The organism is Enterococcus sp. DIV2379, from assembly GCF_050542965.1.
Lineage (GTDB): Bacteria > Bacillota > Bacilli > Lactobacillales > Enterococcaceae > Enterococcus_D > Enterococcus_D entomosocium.
The window spans coordinates 2,979,364-2,999,501 of the sequence record NZ_CP172938.1 but is presented as its reverse complement, the minus strand read 5'-3'; the positions used below and the strand labels follow the sequence as shown (position 1 = coordinate 2,999,501).

Genomic DNA, 20,138 nt, shown 5'->3' with positions numbered 1-20,138 from the left:
TGTCAGACATGAGTGCAATCAATTTTGCAGTAATCGGATATGGCGGCATGGGTGCGTACCATGTCCACAATATCTTACCAAATGAAAACGAACGAATCCACATCGTAGGAACTTACGATATCAATGAAGAACGTCAAGCGATCTCACAAGAAAAAGGCCATAAGATCTTTAAAAGCTATGATGAAGTCTTAGCCGATGAGACGATCGAAGCAGTATTGATCGCCACACCTAATGACTTGCATAAAGAGTTATCGATCGCTGCATTGAGAGCAGGCAAACATGTTGTTTGCGAGAAGCCTGTTGCGCTGAATACTGCGGAACTAGATGAGATCGTGGCGGTTGCCCAAGAAACCGGCAATACCTTTATGGTTCACCAAAACCGCCGTTGGGATCCTGATTTTTTACTTGTACGCGAACTGTACCGTAATGGACAGATCGGCGATTTGTTCCAATTAGAATCACGGGTCCAAGGGGCAAACGGCATCCCAGGAGACTGGCGTCATGTGAAAAAACAAGGCGGGGGAATGCTCTTAGACTGGGGCGTTCACTTGCTAGATCAAATGCTATGGCTGATCGACAGCCCAGTGAAAGACGTCAAAGTGGATCTTAGCTTTGTGTTGGGGGAAGAAGTCGATGATGGGTTCTTCGCTTTGATTACCTTTGAAAATGGGGTCAAAGCAATCGTGGAAGTTGGAACCTCCAATTACACGCAATTGCCTCGCTGGTACATCAAAGGAACGGAAGGAACAGCCACCATCACCGATTGGGATCTAAATGGTGAAATGGTTCAGGCAACAGGTCGCGAAGACGTGGCCGCACCAAAACCAGTTCAAGCAGGCGTTGGCTTGACGAAAACGATGGCACCGCCATCGGAATTGGCAGCCAAAGAGATTCCTTTCCCGAAAGCCGAAGCGGATTTTGAACCTTTCTACAAGAATTTTTACAACGTTGTACGCAACGGTGCCGAACCTATCGTTAAAAACGAAGAAGTCCGAGCAGTGATGCAGTTGATCGAACGCATTTTTGCCACAGCGTAAGAGAATAGAAAAAAGCACTAGCTGAGGGAGTGGTCTCTCTTCGCTACGTGCTTTTTTTGTGTAATGGAACGACAACAGTCATTCCGATACGTAAAAATTGAACAATAAATCTTGAGGATAATTTCCCCATCGATCGCCGAAAATGGTCAAACCACCAGCGTTTTCGGCAGTTGCAGGTGCAGCAATTTTAAAGGTGAAAAAGTCACTGTGGTCTAAGTCGATTTCATTCAGGTTGTGATCTGTTAATTTTTCTCCATCGAGGGAAGTATCATAGCGATTGATGCGTAAATGCTTAAGCAATCCATATTGACTGAACTCATCGATCCACCATTGCGGAGTCAGAGAACCTCTGACATCCGAAAAGTTTCCTGGTACGGTGTAACTACCGATGCAGTGATTGTTTAAGTAAAAGGAAAGATCACTGGGCCAATAGTTATTCGAAATTGGGAACTCTGAAGCGATCTCCATACTGATTTCCAGTAATTCGATTTTTTCACCATTTTTCAAAGGATTTGGGATTTTGTATTCTAAAAAACCGTTATTTAGCCAGATGATACTTGCATCAACACGTTCTTGATCCAGAAAAGATTTTGGATCATCTAAGGCGCCAATCAAGCGGTCTTTGGTCGCCATTCCACAAGAAGGCTCAGCTTTAAAATCGGTGAAGTGGCCGATTTTCACAGATTGGGAGGTTAGATTCATTTCTGGAAACACTTTTGCTGGGAAATTGATATTGATGAAATCAGTTTTTAGAGACAAATATTTTTTCTTCCAGTCTTGCCCCGATCCTTTTTCGGTTTTGATCAACTGAGCTTCTTCGAGTTTACGGATATGTTTGGTCATTAAAGCATTGCTGATTGCTAATTTTTGTCCAATTTCACTGATGCTTTTCTTCTTATCGCCTAATTCTCTTAAAATCGCTAAGCGAGTTTCATTTGCCAGTGCTTCGTAGATCGGTAAAGATGCGTTTGTTAAATCCAATTCCATAGCGATCACCTCGTTATACTAAAATGTTTAATGAAAAGATAGTTTAATTATAACACAACCTTGTGGATTTACAAAATAGTAAAATGATATAATTTTTGGTTATTCCTTGTTAAAATAATGTTGACAGCGCTTTATATTTATAGTAACTTTACGGTGTAAACATTATTTGACGATAGTCTAACGATTATGTTTATTGATAATTGGATGTCATTTTACTTTTTAGTTAAATTAAAAGGAGTGTAAAAAATGAAAGTAAGTAAATCTATTGTTTTAGTAGGGACAAGCTTATTATGTACAGTGTTGTTAGCTGCTTGTGGCGGGAGTGGTAGCTCAAGTAATAATTCAGAAATTTTGCTTTGGTCTTCGACGACAGGACCAGACGGTGAAAAAATCAAAAAAACGATTGATCAATACAATGAAACAGACCCAGACTTTAAAGTGAAGTTAGTAAGCATGCAAGGTGACACCTTTACTTCAAAGTTGACGACTGCGGGGAAATCGGGGAAAGGTGTTCCTGATTTGGCTTTGATTGCCTCAGAAGCTTTGCCTACTTACAAACACCAAGACATGCTTGAAACTTGGGATGACATGATCGATGGGACAGAATTGGCACGGGAAAACTACGTTGAAGCTGCTTGGGACACTGGTGTAGTGGATGATAGTCAATATGGGATTCCGGCAACCATGGGTTCGTGGGTGATGTATTACAACCAAGATTTGGTGGATAAATATGTTCCAGGAGCGTTGGATGATGGCGTAGTGACGTATGAAGAAATCAGACAAGCTGGGGAAAAAGCAAAAGCAGATGGTATCTATAGTTTTGGCTATACATGGGGCATGCAGAATTATTCGAATCTCTACCAACAAATGGGTGGGGAATGGCAAGATGCACAAGGAAACATCAATATCGATAATGAGTATTCTTACAATGCCGTTCAAGAGTTTAAGGATCTGTACGATGCCGGCTACATGGTCCCAGATGGTGAAGATGCAAATAAACTTTTTGCAAACCAGCAGCTGATTTTTCTTCCAGAAGGAACATGGATGCTAAGTAATATGGAAGAAATCAGTTACTTCACTTGGGGCCAAACATTTACTCCTCAATGGGATGCGGAACATATCATTCAAGGTTCAGGCGTCGATCAGTTTGCAATGTTCAAAACGAACGAGGAACGTTTCGATGAAAAGAAAAGTGGCATGGTCGACTTTCTGACTTGGTTACAAGCAAACCAATTAGAGTGGGTCAAATCAGGTGCAAATCCTACTTCCTTAGCTATGCTAGACAATGAAGAATATGTTGAGATGCCACAATCCTTCTTATTGAAGACAGAAAAAGGACAAGCGGCAATTTCTGTTAACGCAGTTGATGGCTTATCGTATATCTTTGGTGAATATGATAATCGCTCATGGGACATGATCACAGGAAAAGCAGATATTCAAACGACGTTTGGTGAGATCCAAAAAGTTGTAGAAGAAAAGATGAAATAATCTTCTCACATAGAGGCTGTGGCAGAAGGAAGAGCGACCATAAAAAGAATTCAGTCTATTTTTTGATAGGGGAGGAATTCTGATGGGGAGGCTTAAAGGGCTGTCACAGTCGTTTCTTGTTGAGAGCTGCACTAGAAATACAAGGAAGGATGGGTATTGATGAAAAAAAGGTTAAATGGCTGGCCAATCGTTTTTATTGGTCCGCATATGCTCCTTTTTCTTTTATTCTTTTTAGTTCCTGCAGTGATTGGGATCTATGTTTCTTTTACTGAATGGGATCTGTTCAGTACACCGATTTTTGTCGGGTTTGATAATTTTCAAACGATTTTGTTTGATCAAGACTCGTTGTATCATACGCAATTTTTTAATGGAATGAAAAATACGCTGTTTTTTGCGGCAATCTCCGTTCCGTTATGTATTGTAATTCCCTTGTTACTAGCGGTTGCATTATCTGCTAAACCAAAAATGATGCGTTTTTTTCAATCGATTCTCTACCTGCCAACACTGTTTGCAATCTCTGCCGTCATGATTATTTGGGGGTTCCTTTTGAGCAAATCTTTTGGGCCAATCAAAGAAGTATTCGGTATCGACATCAATTTTGTAGGCACGCAACCATGGGCATGGATCGCTATTTTGATCGTGACGATTTGGTGGACATTAGGTGGGAATCTAATTATTTATGTTGCTGCATTAAATGGCGTCTCTAAAGAGCAGTTAGAAGCAGCAGAATTAGATGGTGCAAATAGTATAACGAAATTTTTCCGTATTTCTTTGCCGAGTATTCGCAACCAGCTTGTTTTTACCACGGTCATGACGACCATCGCTCAGTTTAATATTTATGGTCAGCCACTAATGTTGACGGGTGGCGGACCCAACAATTCTACTCGCGTGTTGATGATGTACATCCAAGAAAATGCTTTTGGTAGTAGTACCTCGGTTGCAGGAATTTCTTCAGCGATGGCTATTTTACTAGGTTTTGTAATCATGGCAGTTTCGATTGTGCAATTTATGGTCATCAAAAAAATGGAAAGATAGGAGGGAAGAAGATGCGAGAAAACAAACTAGGGAAAAGAATTGCCTTTATTTTGCTAGCGATCGTCTGTGTGATTTGGCTCTTTCCTTTGATATGGGCAATTTTTACCTCGTTTAAATCGGAGGCAGAGATTCAAAAGGTTGGGTTCAGTTTGATTCCACAAGATTGGACGCTGACTAACTTTTTGGGCTTGTTACAAGGCAATGATTCTTCTCCTGTGTTCCGCTGGTTTGTGAATTCAATGATTATTTCAACTTCACATACGCTGTTGGTTATGGTGATCGTCTCGTTTGCAGCCTATGGCTATACACGACTCACCTTTAAGGGGAGAGATTTGATTTTTGCCCTATTGTTAGGAACGATGATGTTTCCCGGGGTGGTCAATTTGATCCCGAATTTTAAAATCGTTGATACGTTAGGTTGGACCAATACATTTCTGGCAGTCATCGTTCCTGGGGCTGCAGGTGTTTATAACATTTTCCTCGTTCGGCAGTTCATTTTAGGGATTCCTAAAGAATTGGATGAATCGGCTGTGATCGATGGGGCCAACGAGTTTCAAATCTTTTATCATATTATCTTACCACTGATCAAACCTGTATTGACGGTGGTTGCGTTATTTAGTTTTACTGGCTCATGGAATGACTTCTTGTGGCCATCGATCGTGATAAACGATATTGATAAATTACCGATTACACCGGGGCTGCAGTTGCTACAAGGGCAATACATGACCTATCCGGGAATTGGAACTGCCGGAGCAATCTTGGCTTTGATCCCTACCTTTTTATTGTATTTGGTGGCGCAAAAAAGCTTTATGGCGTCAATGTCGTTGCAAAGTGGCATAAAATAATTTGTTTTTGGAGGAAATATGAGTAGAGAAGAATACCCGAGACCGCAATTTGAGAGAGAGAATTGGTTAAGCTTAAATGGTGAATGGCAATTTACCTTTGATGACCAAAATCTTGGTTTAAAAGAAAAGTGGTACACAAATGAAGCAAACTATCCGTACAAGATCAATGTTCCCTTTGTCTATCAAAGTGCATTGAGCGGCATTGATCATCGAGAAGTGCACGACGTTGTATGGTATTATCGGACCTTCAATGTGCAAGTCCCTGAAAAAAGTCGTGTCCTTTTGCATTTTGGGGCGGTGGACTATGAAGCAGATGTGTTTGTCAATGGCAATCATGTGAAAAATCATTGCGGAGGGCATACCTCGTTTGCTATAGACATCACGGATGCTCTAGTATCTGGACAAGAGCAAATACTAAGTGTGCGAGCATTTGACCCGCATTTTGATGAAAGCATTCCACGGGGGAAACAATTTTGGGAAGAAGAATCAGCAGGAATCTGGTACACAAACTCAACAGGGATCTGGCAGCCAGTCTGGCTTGAAGTAGTTGCTGAAACCCATCTGCAACAGGTGAAATTTACGAGTGATTTTGATGCTGGCGCCGTGAAGATCGATGTAGAACTGAACCAGTTACAGCCGCAAGTAGTCTTAGAATATCAAATCTATTTTAAAGATGCTTTAGTTACCAGCGGAAAGGCAGACTTTATCACTTCTAAGTTGAGTTTTGCAGTTGATATTTTCCAGCAAGAAATTTTTCGGACGAATTTTCACCACGAAGGCTGGTCTTGGACACCTGAAAAGCCGCAATTATTTGATGTTGAATTGACGCTTAGAGAAGCAGGGAATGCCATCGATCAGCTAAAAAGTTATTTTGGTATGCGTAAAATACATACAGAAAACGGTATGATTTACTTAAATAACAAGCCTTACTACCAGAAGCTGGTGCTCGATCAAGGATATTGGCCGAGCGGTTTGTTAACTGCACCAACAGATGAGGACTTTAAACAAGACATCTTATTGGCCAAAGAAATGGGATTTACTGGTTGCCGAAAACATCAAAAAACAGAAGACCCACGCTTTTTATACTGGGCAGATAAATTAGGATTTCTTGTTTGGGGAGAGTGTGCGGCGCCGGCAATCTATACCGATCGTTCTGTGATGCGTTTGATGCAAGAGTGGGCAGAGATCATCACTCGGGACTATAGTCACCCTTCGATCGTTACTTGGGTACCAATCAATGAGAGCTGGGGTGTACCAAAAATATCATTTGATCGTCAGCAACAGCATTTTTCTCAAGCAATGTATCACTTTATCCATTCGCTAGACCAGCAACGGTTGGTTATTTCAAATGATGGTTGGGCGATGACGGAGACAGATATTTGTGCGATTCATAATTATGCGCATGGGCAAGAATCTGAGCGGCAAAAATATCTATACTTCAAAGACAGTCTCAGCACGAGAGAAAAATTGGTGAATCGAGTATCGACCCCCTGGCCGATTTTCGCTGGAGGATTTTCTTATCAGGATCAGCCTATTTTATTGACTGAGTTTGGCGGTATTGGCTTCGATGTTTCGGGGCAACCCGGTTGGGGCTATACCTCAGTGGAAAATCAACAAGATTTCTTGAAGGATTATCAGCGAATCATGACAGCTGTTTATGATTCTGTCGGACTCTGGGGCTATTGCTACACTCAGTTGACAGATGTTGAACAAGAAATCAATGGATTACTGACCTATGACCGCCAACCAAAAGTTGATTTGGCAGCGATTAAAGAGATCAATGAGCAGTTTCATCCACCACAGATAGAATAAAATGATTGGTAAGGAAAGGAGCGATGTCCGATGGGGAAATCAGCAGCTTGGCTCAGTGGAGTAAGTATCTTGATTGCTGCGCTTATGATAACCGGTTGTAGCGCTGGAACTGATCCAGGGGAAGAAGTGTCCGATTTTACATCAATTATCGATAATGATGGGGCAGATCCTTGGATCTTGCAAACGGAAGCGTTCTTTTATTATACCAAAACGACTGGGAATAATTTAACGCTTTGGCGTGCTGAAAACCTCTCTCACGTTGCTGCTGGTGAAAAAAAGATCATCTGGGAAATGCCAGCAGAATTTGAAAGTATCTGGGCACCTGAGCTTCATTACTTAGATGATCGCTGGGTGATGTATTTCGCGGCTAATCGTCCTTCAGAAACGCATCGTATGTACGCATTAGTCAATCATCAAAAAGATCCTTACATGGGTGAGTGGCAATTGGAAGAGATCAAAGGGATGGATGATAAATTTGCGATTGATGGAACAGTCTTAGAGATCAATGACAAACGCTATTTCCTTTGGTCGGGCTGGGAAGGGTATGAAAATGTCGCGCAAAATCTTTATTTAGCGGAAATGGCCTCCCCTACGGAAGTGATTGGGGAGAAACGACTTATCTCAGAACCAGAATATGAATGGGAAATGCGGCAAACACCATTGATCAATGAAGCCCCTCAAGTGATGATCAAAGACGAAACAGTCAATTTGGTATACTCTGCCAGTGGAAGCTGGGACAATGATTACGCTCTTGGTCTTATGACCCTAGATGTGGCTGATGATCCGCTAGAAAGAGCGAACTGGCAAAAGGAACCAGCGCCGATTTTCCAACAGACAAACACTGTCTATGGACCTGGTCATAATGGATTTGCCAAATCAAAAGATGGTTCTGAAGACTGGCTGATTTATCATGCTGCTCGGTGGGATCATTCGGGCTGGAACCGTTCGATCCGCTTACAAAAGTTTGGTTGGGATCAAGAGGATAAAATTCTAATGGAAGCTCCTTTGGATGAATGGCATGTTCAAGCGTTGCCAAAAGCTGAGCCCAATCGACTGCGATTAACTGCTAGCCGTGCTTTGCTGGAGGGCGATTTAGTGCTTGTCGAAGATGAGGCAGCACTCTCTAAGAAAGTCGTCCAAGGCTTTGAATCAACGACTGACAAAATTATCTTTGCCCCGCAGATTGAAGAAGCAGACGAATTTCTGGTGATTGCCTATGTCAAAACCACTGATTATCTCTCCTTGAATGACCCAATTCAGGTCAGGATTGAAACGAAACAAGCAAACCACGTGGTGGATGTCTATCCTTCCGAATATTATCAACCGCTACAAGTCCGCATGAAGTTACCGAAAGGATCGCAGGAAATCACCCTTTCGTCTGAGATTGGGATTGATACGCTAAGTATTGATCGTTTAGAAATCGTCAAATTCCAATAAAGAATAATGAGGAAGTTTTTTAAATCCAAGCGATGGGTGATGATCGTTTGACTCCTGCTACTTTGTCTTTAGACAATGTGGCAGGATTTTTTTATCCTTGAAAATTCCCAACTCCTACCGCCATAGCCTAAAATTCCATGTATAATAAAGAAAACGACCGTTTTATTTGGCGAAGGGAAAAGAAAAAGCAAAAGAGGTGCGAACTATGAGGATGAATCAAGAAAAGCTGACTTCATCAAATGGGAAGGATCAGCTTTTTGTCAAAACGTGGCTGCCAGAAGAACAGCCGAAAGCAGTCGTGCAAATCGTTCACGGAATGATCGAACACATTGAACGTTACCACGAGTTTGCGGAATGTTTGACTGCGCAAGGCTATGCGGTGGTCGGTCATGATCACTTAGGGCATGGGCAATCCGTGAAAGAAACACAGGCCTATGGGCATTTTGGTGAAAAAGAGGGCGCCAACTATTTAGTGGCAGATGTGGGAGTGGTCCATCAGTACGCCGCTGCTTGCTACCCAGACCGACCATACTTTATCTTAGGGCACAGTATGGGGTCGCTGGTGTTGCGGAATTATTTGTTTAGTCAGCCACATCCATTGACAGGAGCGATCCTCATGGGCACCACGATGGAAAAAGCCGTGCTGATGCAAGGAGGCAAACTTGTCACGAACTTGTTGCGGCCGTTTGCCGCTCAGCAATGGCCTTATCACGTAATGGAACAGCTAGTTTTTGGCCAGCACAACCGGCGTTTTCGTCCCAATCGGACCGCCAAGGATTGGTTGACCAGTGATCCGCAACAAGTGGATCGCTACTTGAAGGACCCTTACACGCAATTTCATTTTTCCTTAGCGGCTTACAAGGATCTCTTTACATTGACGCAAGCTGCCAGTGATCCGGAACAACTGCGCAGGATTGACCCAGAATTGCCGCTGCTCTTGATTTCAGGTGCAGACGATCCTGTGGGGCACTATGGCAAAAGCGTCCGCCAATTGGCTCAGCAGCTGAAGCAAAATGCTGACGTGACGATGTATTTGCTTGAGCAGGGACGTCATGAGATTTTGAATGAGCGCAACCGCGAGATCGTTTACAATGAAATTTCTCGCTGGCTGTTTGAAAAAATGCCGAAATGACGAACGTTAAGAAATTGGTAGTCTTTTCTGAAAATTCAAAATTATTTTCTCTTTTAAGGCTTTTTTCATTTTCGGCTATCTGTTATAATGATTTTCACATCTAACATAAAGGAGAGATTTTTTGTATGACAGTTTATAACTTTTCAGCTGGTCCTGCCGTATTGCCCCGTCCCGTATTGGAGAAAGCACAATCCGAACTTTTGAATTACCGCGGAAGTGGGATGTCCGTTATGGAGCTGAGTCATCGGTCCTCCTTGTTTGAAGCGATCATTAAAGATGCAGAAGCACTTTTACGAAAATTGATGGGAATTCCTGAAAACTATCAGGTACTGTTTTTACAAGGCGGCGCGAGTCTCCAATTCAGTATGATCCCTTTAAATCTTGCACAAAACAAAAAAGCCTTATACGTAAATACCGGTTCTTGGTCGAAAAAAGCTATTGAAGCAGCAAAATCGCTTGGAAACGTGACGGTGGAAGTTGTTGCCTCTAGTGAGGATCAAAACTTTACCTATATTCCAGAAATTTCAGAAGATGCGATCGATCAAGAAGCGGCTTATTTGCATATCACCACGAACAATACCATTGAAGGGACGGCCTTTCAAACGATTCCGCAGGCTGGCAATGTGCCGATCGTAGCAGACATGTCCTCAAATATTTTAGCCAATGACTATCGCGTAGAAGACTTCGGTGTGATTTATGCTGGGGCCCAAAAGAATATTGGTCCTGCAGGGTTGACGGTAGTGATCATCCGAGAAGATTTACTCAATGATGATGCTGTTTTCGCTCCAATGCTGGATTATCGTCTACAGGCTAAAAATGACTCATTGTACAATACACCACCAACGTATGCTATCTATATTGCTAAATTGGTGTTTGAATGGTTGGAAGAATTAGGCGGCATTCCTGCAATTTTAGAACAAGACCGCCAAAAAGCGGCGCTTTTATACGAAACGATCGAAGCCTCTGCTCTTTACAGTAGTCCTGTGGCTGTTGATAGCCGTTCACTAACGAATATTCCTTTTGTAACAGGGGATAAAGCATTAGATCAGCGCTTCAATGAAGAAGCTGTCGAAGCTGGTTTTGAGAACTTGAAAGGGCATCGTTCCGTTGGAGGAATGCGAGCAAGCTTGTACAATGCCTTTCCATTAGCTGGCGTTCAAGCGTTAGTCGACTTTATGAAATCATTTGAAGCGGAGGTCAAATAAATGTTCCAAATCAAAACATTCAATGCGATCGCACCAGAAGGATTACAGCGTTTAGAAAAAGAAAAGTATGCCATCAACGAGAGCGACCAACCGCAAGGGATTTTGCTGCGCAGCCAGAAATTGCACGATTACGCTTTTCCTGAAAGTGTCTTAGGTATTGCTCGTGCAGGGGCTGGGACCAACAACATTCCCGTCAAAGCATGTACTGAAAAAGGGATCGTCGTCTTTAATACACCCGGTGCCAATGCCAATGCGGTCAAAGAATTAGTGATTGCTAGTCTGCTCTTAAGTGTCCGCCCGATTTTACGAGGTGCCCAATGGGTCCAAACCTTGAGTGGTGATAATGTGGAAGAACAAGCAGAAGCGCAAAAAAGTCAATTTGCTGGAACAGAGTTAGAAGGCAAAAAGTTAGGAATCATCGGCCTTGGTTCTATTGGAGCGATGGTCGCCAACGATGCTTATCGTCTAGGGATGGAAGTAGTCGGTTATGATCCTTACGTGTCAGTGGATACTGCTTGGACGATCTCTCGTCGGGTCAAGCGTGCCAATGATATTGCGGAAGTCTTTTCAACCTGTGATTTTATTACGGTTCATGTGCCGCTAATGGAAAATACCCATCATCTCGTCGGGGAAGCCGAACTCGCGAAAATGAAACCAACAACGAAGCTATTCAACTTTTCCCGTAAAGAAATCGTCGATACAGATGCCGTTTTACGTGCGTTAAAAGCCGACCGTTTAGCGGGCTATACGACTGATTTTGCGGATGAACAATTGCTGCACAATGAAAAAGTCCTCGTCTTGCCGCATTTAGGAGCATCAACAGAAGAAGCTGAAGTCAACTGTGCCAAGATGGCAGCCCGAACATTGAAAAAATTCTTGGAATTCGGAACCATCAAGCGCTCGGTGAATTTTCCAACCGTTGAGATGGCCTTTCATTCGCCTTATCGTCTGACGATCATCAATCGCAATGTACCGAATATGTTAGGTCAGATTTCATCGATCATTGCGGAATCTGGGATCAATATCGACAATATGCTGAATCGTGGCCGGGAAGACTTTGCTTACACCCTAGCCGATGTCGCTTCTGAAGATGAAGCCTTATTGAATCAATTAGCCGATAAACTGCGGGAGAACGAAAATATCGTTCGTGTACGGGTCATCAAGAATCAGGAGGTTGGGTATTAATGGTTCAAGTATTTCCGTTTAAAGCCATTCGTCCAGAAGCCTCATTGGCAGAAAAAGTGGCCGAGCTGCCTTATGACGTGGTCAATTCACAAGAAGCCGCAGCGTTTGCGCAAGGCAATCCTTACAGCTATTTCCACATCGACCGTTCGGAGATCGACTTGCCAGGAATCGATCCTTATGATCCACCGGTGTATCAAAAAGCGGCTGAAAATCTTGCATCTTTTCAAGAAGAAGGCTGGTTGATTCAAGAAACGGCGCCCGCATATTATTTGTATGAATTGACGATGGCTGGCAGAAGTCAAACTGGGCTTGTCGCCTGTACCTCGATCGATGATTATGTCGCTGGGAAAATCAAGAAACACGAGTTTACCCGTCCAGAAAAAGAAATCGATCGGATCAATCATATTCTGGCATGTGATGCCAATACAAGTCCGATTTTCTTGAGCTATCGCCAACCAGCAGCAGTCAAAGAAGCGATCGATGCGTGGCAAGCAGAGCATGCGCCGATCTATGATTTTGTCAGCTATCATGAGGTGCAGCATCGTGTTTGGCTGATCGATGATCCAGCGCTAGTCGCCTCTTTTGCCCAGCAGTTTCAGGCTGTAGATGCCCTCTATATTGCGGATGGACATCACCGTACAGAGTCAGCAGTTAAAGTTGGCTTGCAAAAGCGAGCCGATGGCCAAAGCAGCCAAGAAAGCGACCGCTTTTTAGCAATCTTATTCCCAGAAAATGAATTAGCGATTTGGGAATACAATCGGGTCTTGCGGGTACCGGTGCCAGAAACCTTTTTTGAGCAGGCAGCCCAGCATTTTACGATTCAAGAAACTACAACGAAGAAACCAGCGCAACGTGGTTCGATTCATCTGTACCTAAACCATGCGTGGTGGGAGTTGACCATCAAACCGGAATCTGTGCCGCAAGATGCGGTAGGACAGCTGGATGTGTCGCTTTTACAACAATACGTGCTGGCTGATATTTTCGCGATCCAAGATGTGCGGACAGACAAACGCATTGATTTTGTCGGCGGGATTCGTGGTCCAGAAGAATTGGAACGTTTGGTGGATAGCGGAGAATGGACATTGGCTTTTTCCATGTATCCAACGCAAATGGCCGATCTTTTGGCAGTAGCCGATGCGGGAGAAATCATGCCGCCAAAATCAACTTGGTTTGAACCAAAACTGTTGAGCGGTCTGTTTTTACATGATTTAGAAACGAATTAACCAAAAAAGCTTACGAGGCTACCTCGTAAGCTTTTTTCGATATTAGAAGTTGCCGAGTGTTTCGATGATCAAGCGGACATTCAAGACCGTCAGTGCAATGGCACAAATCCAGCCTAAGGTAGAGACCCATAGCGGATTCTTGAAGCGTTTCCCCATAATTTTTTTTGAGCTGGTAAAAAGAACCAGCGGAATCATCGAAACGGGTAAGGCGATGCTTAAAAAGACTTGCGAATAGATCAGCAGATCGTCCAGAGCTTGTTCGTTGCCGCCAAAGTAAATTGTACAAAGCAAGACGGGGATCACCGATAAGCCACGGGTGATCAGACGTCGCGCCCAAGTAGGGATCTTCATATGGATAAATCCTTCCATCACGACTTGGCCTGTCAGTGTCCCAGTGATCGTTGAATTTTGACCGGATGCCAAGAGCGCTACGGCAAACAGAACGCTCAAGACTGGACTGGCGACAGCACCAGCAATGGAGTAATCTTGCAATGCATTGAACAGCGCGGAGAAGGTGCCGACTTCTTCGCTATGACCAAAGAACAAGGCGCTTCCTAAGATCAAAAGCAGGCAATTGACCAAAAACGCAGCGGATAATTGGATATTGGAATCCCAAGTAGCGAACCGCACGGCCGTTGCCACTTCTTGGGTATCGCTGCGATCGATTTTTCGTGACTGGGAGATCGAAGAATGCAGATAGAGATTATGGGGCATCACAGTCGCACCAACGATCCCCAATGCCATTGTCAGCTGTCCATGGTTCAAGACTTGCTTTTGGGGAATAAAGCCTTGCAAGACAGCCGGTAGATCCGGTTGAGCAATAATGACTTCGTAACAAAAGACCAGCATAATGACCAAAATCAGTGTCATGACGATCGCTTCGATTTTACGGAAACCTAGTTTCATTAAAAAGAGCAGAAGCAATACATCGAAAATCGTTAAGATGACCCCAACTAATAACGGTAAGCCGAATAGTAGATTGAGAGCGATCGCTCCTCCGATCACTTCCGCGATATCCGTTGCCATGATAGCCAATTCGGTGACGATCCACAAGACAAAGCCTAAACCTTTGCTGGTGTGTTTACGAGTTGCTTGCGCAAGGTCCATCTGGGTCACGATCCCTAGCTTGGCTGCCATGTATTGCAGTAGCATAGCGATCAAACTGGAAATCAAGATCACAGAAAGTAAGAGATAGCCATATTCAGCACCGCCTCCGATCGAGGTGATCCAGTTTCCTGGGTCCATATAGCCCACGGCTACCAATGCCCCAGGACCAGAGAACGCTAAGAGATTGCGCCAAAAGCTGCCGTTTTTTGGGATGGCAACTGTATTATTTATTTCTTCCAAGCTAGGACCGTTGGCCGCTTGGATCAATTTTTTTTCTTCATTCATCGTTTCACACCCTATCTTTTTAGGTATACCTAAAAACAAATCTATTGTATTCCTCATTTATGGATTTTTCAAGAGAAACCTTTTGGAAGTCAGAAGGAAGGACAAAAAAACAGCAGCCAAGGGGGTGGCTGCTGCCTGTTAGGTTTTCTTATAAAATTAGTCGGCGCGTAAAGCGATCGCTGCATCTTTTTTCGCTGCCATTCGAGCTGGAATGTGGCCGCCAATCATGGTTAGAACGGTGCTTACGGCAATCAAGATCAGGCCGTGGACCGGATTTAATTGAGCAACATTTTCGAGATCAGTCATACTATATAAGATCGCGTTGATCGGGAATGTAGCTAACCAAGCAATTAGGACACCTAAAGCCCCTGAAGCGATCCCTAAAATACAGGTTTCGGCATCGAAGACGCGGGTGATGTCTTTTTTACGAGCACCTAATGCTTTTAAGACCCCAATTTCTTTCGTGCGTTCTAGTACAGAGGTATAAGTGATGATACCGATCATGATCATGCTGGTTACCAAGGAGATTCCTGCAAAAGCGATCAAGACATAGGTGATGGCATCCATCAAGCCACCAGTCAATTGAGTCATCGTACCGGCTAAATCGGAATAAACGATTTGGTCTTCTTTGTCTTTGCCTTTGTTGAAGTCATCCAAGTAATCAAGGATTTTTTCTTTGGCACTGAAATCATTTGGATAGATCATAATGCTGTTTGGTAAATCACTGCCGCCGAGATAAGCGATCAATGAATCTTTGGCACTTTCGTCAACGGGTTCATTCGTCATCACGTTGGTGTCGCTATCTTTTTGTGCTTGGACGATCGCTGAGTCTTGGTTTTCTTTGATCACTTCTTGCGCGAGGGCATCACTGTAGGCAATGCCGGTTGAAAGCAAGTTCATCGTAGAGTTTTGCTTGATACGTAAGATTCCGCTGATCGTTAATTCTTTGTTGTTGCTGTTATCGAAAACTTCATTTAAATCTTGGTTTGGAATGAAGTTTCCAGTCGGCAATTCGGTGTAAAAGGCATCATTAGACGCCAATGTGATTTTTGTTCCCACGATATCGTCGAAGGAAACCGTGTCACCATCTTCAATATCAAAACCGAGATTGATCAATGCATTGACATTCGTTACGTTGTTTTCATCGACGATCAAAACGACATCTGTGCTGGCACTTGGGTAGCTGCCTTCTAAAAGGTCATAGTTGTCTTTCAAGAAATTGCCGTTATCCTCTGATAACTGCTCAGGGAAAGTCGAAACCCCAATACCGGTTGAGGCACTCATGGCAGACATCATGGCATTGGTCTGTTCATTGTCAGGCGACGCGTTGGAGAAGCTGACTTGTTCCACATTGTCATCGATCTTGCGGAAAAGATTCAATGAAGTTGAACGAGTGTAGCCGATATTGTTACTTAACTCAGGATCAATGTCGTTGATGTAATCGAGAAACTCTTGATCGATTTTGTTGATATGGGTTGCACGATCCGTATCACTTAATTTGGCAGTGACCTCTTTATCTGAAGGGAAATCTTCAGATTTATCCCGCGTACCCATCGCTGATGGATCTTGTTCAGTGGCCACTTGTGAGATCGTGATCGGAAAACGAGCTAATGTTTCTGACTGGGTATTGTCGATTTGTTTTTGGAATCCCGTTGATAGTGACAAAACAATGGCGATTCCGATGATTCCGATACTAGAAGCAAAGGCTGTCAAGAAGGTGCGCCCTTTTTTGGTTCGGATATTGTTAAACGACAAACGTAAGGCCGTCATAAAACTCATTTTTGTGTGCTTTAATTCGAATTGGTCTTTCTTTTGTCCTTCAACATGGGGGTTCGAATCTTTAATGATTCGTCCGTCTTTGAATTCAATGATCCGTCCAGCGTATTTGTGGGCCAATTCAGGATTATGAGTAACCATGATGACCAATTTTTCTTTTGATAGTTCTTGGATCAGTTCCATGATTTGGACACTGGTCTCTGAATCTAAGGCACCTGTAGGTTCATCACAAAGGAGGATATCAGGATCATTTGCTAAGGCACGGGCGATCGCTACCCGCTGCATTTGACCACCAGAAAGCTGATTTGGTTTTTTGTGCATATGTTCTGCCAAGCCCACACGCGTCAAAGCATCGGTTGCTTTGGCTCGTTTTTCTTCTTTTGACACACCGCTCAAGGTCATCCCAAGCTCGACGTTGTCGATGATGCCTAAATGACTGATCAAATTGTAGCTTTGGAAGACAAAGCCAATCGAATTGTTCCGATAGGCATCCCAGTCGCGGTCTTTAAAGGATTTGGTTGATTTGCCATTGATGATCATATCACCAGAGTCGTAATTATCTAAGCCGCCGATCACGTTCAACATGGTTGTTTTCCCAGAGCCGCTTGGCCCTAAAATGGCAACAAACTCTTGTTTACGAAAGGCGACGGTGACGCCGTCGAGGGCTTTCGTAGTACTGGAGCCAACTGTATAATACTTCTTGATATCTTTTAATTCTAACATGGGGTCACTCTTTTCTTGCCGTTTTCACGATTATTTTCATTATGTAACCACGCTATCATAATGGTTAACAAAAATCAACGATTATCATTGTTTAAATAAATAATTTATACTAAACTAAAGACAGAAAAGAGGGAGAGTATGGAAAAAGCGTTAGGAACATTCAATATGGCAGTGTTTGCGGAGATATTTTCGCTGATGGGAAACATATTGTTTGAAGAAATCGGTCTGGAAGATTTAAAATTGACCAAAATGGAAATCTTGGAACTCGTGGTGATCTCTAGTAATGAAGGAATTACGATGTCCGAGTTGGCCCAGCAAATCGGTACATCAAAAGTCCAAATCAGTCGTTCGATCTCGGGGTTGGAAAAGGCTGGCTTTGTGGTACGCAAAACCAACGGCGTCAATCGTCGCAACGTCAATGTTTATTTGGAAGAAGCTGGGAAGCAGTTGTTTGTCCAAAAGAAAAAACAAGTGGAAGAACGCTTGAATGCCAAAACCGCTCAAATGGCTGCGGAAGATATCCAGCAGTTGAGTCAGTCGTTGACGGAGGCAGTGGGGATCTTGCGGAAATATGACATTTTACGGACTGGCAATCAATGTGAGAAGAAGACACAGTTTGATTAAAAAAGGGTGAAGCAATCGTTTGCTTTTTAATTGCTGAATTAATTTCATATTGACCTATATTATCGATTTATTAGATAAAGCAACCGATTGCGTTTTTCTCTTGTTTTGACTTCTGATTTGTGCGACAATGGGTATATCAAACAAGTCAAAGGAGTCTGCTATGAATACTACTGCCATCTATCATCGTCCCGAAAGTGAATTTGCGTATTTGTACGAGAAGGATAAAATGCATATCCGTTTGCGTACCGCCCGTCAAGACGTCCGCCATGTCCAGCTGCTTTGCGGTGATCCTTACACACTGTATAAAGAAGCTTGGTACCAACAAAGAATTGAAATGCAAAAAATTCTTTCCACGGACTTGCATGATTATTGGCAAGTATCGGTCGGAGCAGAATTCCGCCGTTTGTCTTACGGCTTTTCCATCGAAAGTTACGATGGGTTGCATGTCTTCTATGGGGATCACGGGGTCTACCCCTTTGAACAGCAATATTTAGAAATGAACAACAATTATTTTCGGATGCCTTACTTCCAAGAAGCCGATCGTTTCAAAATTCCCGAGTGGGCGAAAGAAACGGTTTGGTATCAAATTTTCCCTGAGCGCTTTGCAAATGGGGACCCATCAAATGATCCTGAAGGTGTGTTGCCATGGGGCTCAAAAAATCCCGATCGCCAAGACTTTTTCGGTGGGGATCTACAAGGAGTCATCGATCATTTGGATTACCTTGTCGATCTAGGAATCAATGGGATCTATTTCTGTCCGATTTTTGAGGCATATTCGAATCACAAGTATGATACCATCGATTATTTGGCCATCGATCCTGCTTTTGGTGATAACGATACCTTTAAACGATTAGTGGAGGAATGCCACAAACGCGGCATCAAAGTTATGCTGGATGCTGTTTTCAACCATATGGGGGATACTTCGCATCAATGGCTAGATGTCATCAAAAACGGCAAAGATTCGCCGTTTGCTGATTGGTTCCACATCAATGAGTTTCCTGTCAACTACAAAGAAGGGGAAAACTTTGAAGATGCTTATGACATCACCTATGATGTTTTTGCCTTTACGCCGCATATGCCGAAACTCAATACGGAAAATCCCGATGTGCAAGATTATTTGTTGAAGATCGCTCGTTATTGGATCGAAGAATTTGATATCGATGCTTGGCGCTTGGACGTGGCTAATGAAGTTAGTCACTTCTTCTGGAAAAAATTCCGCCAAGTGTGTGATGAGGCCAAAGATGATTTTTATATCCTTGGGGAAATTTGGCATTCTTCTCAACGCTGGTTACAAGGCGACGAGTTTCATGCAGTGATGAACTACGCCTTTACAGATGCAATTATTGAATATTTTGTCAAAGACGAGATCTCCATGACGAAAATGGTCTCGGAATTAAATAACCAGCTGATGTTGTATCGGGAGCAAACCAACCAAGTGCAGTTCAATATTTTAGATTCTCATGATACCCCGCGTTTGTTAACTTTGGCTCGGGGAGACAAAGACTTGATGCGCCAAGTGATGGCCTTTACGTATCTGCAACAAGGAGTTCCTTGCCTGTATTACGGCGATGAGATTGGTTTGACCGGTGATATGGATCCGGATTGTCGTAAATGTATGATTTGGGATGAGGAAAAGCAAGATCGTGATTTGCTGCATTTCACCCAGTCATTGATCAAACTACGCAAAGACAACCAAAAAGTCTTATCTGAAGGTTCCTTGAGTTGGAACTGGGTTTCGGAAGAAGATGGCCTGATCATTTTCGAACGAGAGTTGGGGGCACAGCGGATCATCGGTATTTTCAACACTGGCGAGGACCAACTTACACTCTCTCGTCCTGATTCAATTTTGATGGAACAGTTTGTCCAACTGGAAGATGAGACGATGATCATCGATAACAAAGGCTTTGCTATCGTGAAAGTAAATAACGAAGAATCGAATGAAGCATAAAAATGAGGCAAGAATTGCATATGCAATTCTTGCCTCATTCAATGTTTTGGGTATTTTTAATTTCCCCATGCACGTTGGAAAGAATCTTCCCCAAAATTCCTTCTGTCGGTATTATATCCTATAACACCTAAATGTGACAAATGATAACCCTTAAATATAGGTAGTTTTTTCCTGAAACGGGGAAAACGATTGAAAATTTAGATAGTTCTGCCTTCTTTTTGCGCTTCTTTCCACGAAAGGCCTTTTCTTTTTTACAAGATATGATAAACTAGTAAAAATGTATTTTTAT

At 43.1% G+C, this 20,138-nt stretch carries 15 protein-coding genes; 12 read left to right on the top strand and 3 right to left on the bottom strand.

Annotated features, from left to right (window positions below; translation table 11 throughout):
- Positions 1–8: 8 nt before the first annotated feature.
- Positions 9–1,037 carry a Gfo/Idh/MocA family protein gene (locus IGI92_RS13710; RefSeq protein ID WP_244732441.1) on the top strand — a complete coding sequence of 343 codons (1,029 nt, stop codon included), beginning with the start codon at positions 9–11 and terminating at the stop codon, positions 1,035–1,037.
- 78 nt (positions 1,038–1,115) lie between these two features.
- On the opposite strand, the gene IGI92_RS13705 is transcribed toward IGI92_RS13710, so the two are convergent.
- A complete protein-coding gene (locus tag IGI92_RS13705; RefSeq protein WP_008380365.1) occupies positions 1,116–2,024 on the bottom strand; it encodes an ArsR/SmtB family transcription factor in 909 nt (302 codons plus the stop codon).
- A 246-nt stretch (positions 2,025–2,270) separates the two neighbouring features.
- Here IGI92_RS13705 and IGI92_RS13700 point away from each other — a divergent pair, with 246 nt between their 5' ends.
- The 9 genes from IGI92_RS13700 to IGI92_RS13660 all read left to right on the top strand — a co-directional run bounded on the left by IGI92_RS13700 (position 2,271) and on the right by IGI92_RS13660 (position 13,386).
- The gene (locus IGI92_RS13700) at positions 2,271–3,512 is read left to right on the top strand and encodes an extracellular solute-binding protein (RefSeq protein ID WP_301388807.1); all 1,242 of its coding nucleotides are present in this window, start codon (positions 2,271–2,273) and stop codon (positions 3,510–3,512) included.
- Positions 3,513–3,671: 159 nt separating this feature from the next.
- Positions 3,672–4,547: a carbohydrate ABC transporter permease gene (locus IGI92_RS13695; RefSeq protein ID WP_016612866.1), complete on the top strand. Its 876-nt coding sequence runs from the start codon at positions 3,672–3,674 to the stop codon at positions 4,545–4,547.
- Positions 4,548–4,558: 11 nt separating this feature from the next.
- Positions 4,559–5,392: a carbohydrate ABC transporter permease gene (locus IGI92_RS13690; RefSeq protein WP_061053283.1), complete on the top strand. Its 834-nt coding sequence runs from the start codon at positions 4,559–4,561 to the stop codon at positions 5,390–5,392.
- An 18-nt stretch (positions 5,393–5,410) separates the two neighbouring features.
- Positions 5,411–7,204 carry a glycoside hydrolase family 2 protein gene (locus tag IGI92_RS13685; RefSeq protein WP_301388811.1) on the top strand — a complete coding sequence of 598 codons (1,794 nt, stop codon included), beginning with the start codon at positions 5,411–5,413 and terminating at the stop codon, positions 7,202–7,204.
- Between the two features lie 30 nt (positions 7,205–7,234).
- Positions 7,235–8,641 (top strand): glycoside hydrolase family 43 protein, encoded by a 1,407-nt coding sequence (locus tag IGI92_RS13680; RefSeq protein WP_301388813.1) that lies wholly within the window; start codon positions 7,235–7,237, stop codon positions 8,639–8,641.
- A gap of 205 nt (positions 8,642–8,846) precedes the next feature.
- Positions 8,847–9,773, top strand: coding sequence for an alpha/beta fold hydrolase (locus IGI92_RS13675; RefSeq protein ID WP_086372364.1), 927 nt, complete (start codon positions 8,847–8,849; stop codon positions 9,771–9,773).
- Positions 9,774–9,898: 125 nt separating this feature from the next.
- On the top strand, positions 9,899–10,978 hold the full coding sequence (serC, locus tag IGI92_RS13670) for a 3-phosphoserine/phosphohydroxythreonine transaminase (protein WP_086372363.1): 1,080 nt from the start codon (positions 9,899–9,901) through the stop codon (positions 10,976–10,978).
- Entirely contained in the window at positions 10,979–12,163 is a 1,185-nt protein-coding gene (locus IGI92_RS13665; protein WP_016609459.1) for a phosphoglycerate dehydrogenase, read from the top strand.
- Positions 12,163–13,386 (top strand): DUF1015 domain-containing protein, encoded by a 1,224-nt coding sequence (locus IGI92_RS13660; protein WP_400449883.1) that lies wholly within the window; start codon positions 12,163–12,165, stop codon positions 13,384–13,386. The genes IGI92_RS13665 and IGI92_RS13660 overlap by 1 nt, the downstream gene beginning before the upstream one ends.
- Positions 13,387–13,428: 42 nt before the next feature.
- On the opposite strand, the gene IGI92_RS13655 is transcribed toward IGI92_RS13660, so the two are convergent.
- Together IGI92_RS13655 and IGI92_RS13650 are read right to left on the bottom strand one after the other, a co-directional pair.
- Complete coding sequence (locus tag IGI92_RS13655) at positions 13,429–14,778, bottom strand: Nramp family divalent metal transporter (protein WP_301388822.1); 1,350 nt, start codon at positions 14,776–14,778, stop codon at positions 13,429–13,431.
- A 156-nt stretch (positions 14,779–14,934) separates the two neighbouring features.
- Positions 14,935–17,277: an ABC transporter ATP-binding protein/permease gene (locus IGI92_RS13650; RefSeq protein ID WP_016612861.1), complete on the bottom strand. Its 2,343-nt coding sequence runs from the start codon at positions 17,275–17,277 to the stop codon at positions 14,935–14,937.
- 138 nt (positions 17,278–17,415) lie between these two features.
- Between IGI92_RS13650 and IGI92_RS13645 the strand changes: the two genes are divergently transcribed.
- Entirely contained in the window at positions 17,416–17,901 is a 486-nt protein-coding gene (locus IGI92_RS13645; RefSeq protein WP_301388824.1) for a MarR family winged helix-turn-helix transcriptional regulator, read from the top strand.
- Positions 17,902–18,061: 160 nt separating this feature from the next.
- Positions 18,062–19,849 carry a glycoside hydrolase family 13 protein gene (locus IGI92_RS13640; protein ID WP_034872136.1) on the top strand — a complete coding sequence of 596 codons (1,788 nt, stop codon included), beginning with the start codon at positions 18,062–18,064 and terminating at the stop codon, positions 19,847–19,849.
- Positions 19,850–20,138: the final 289 nt, after the last annotated feature.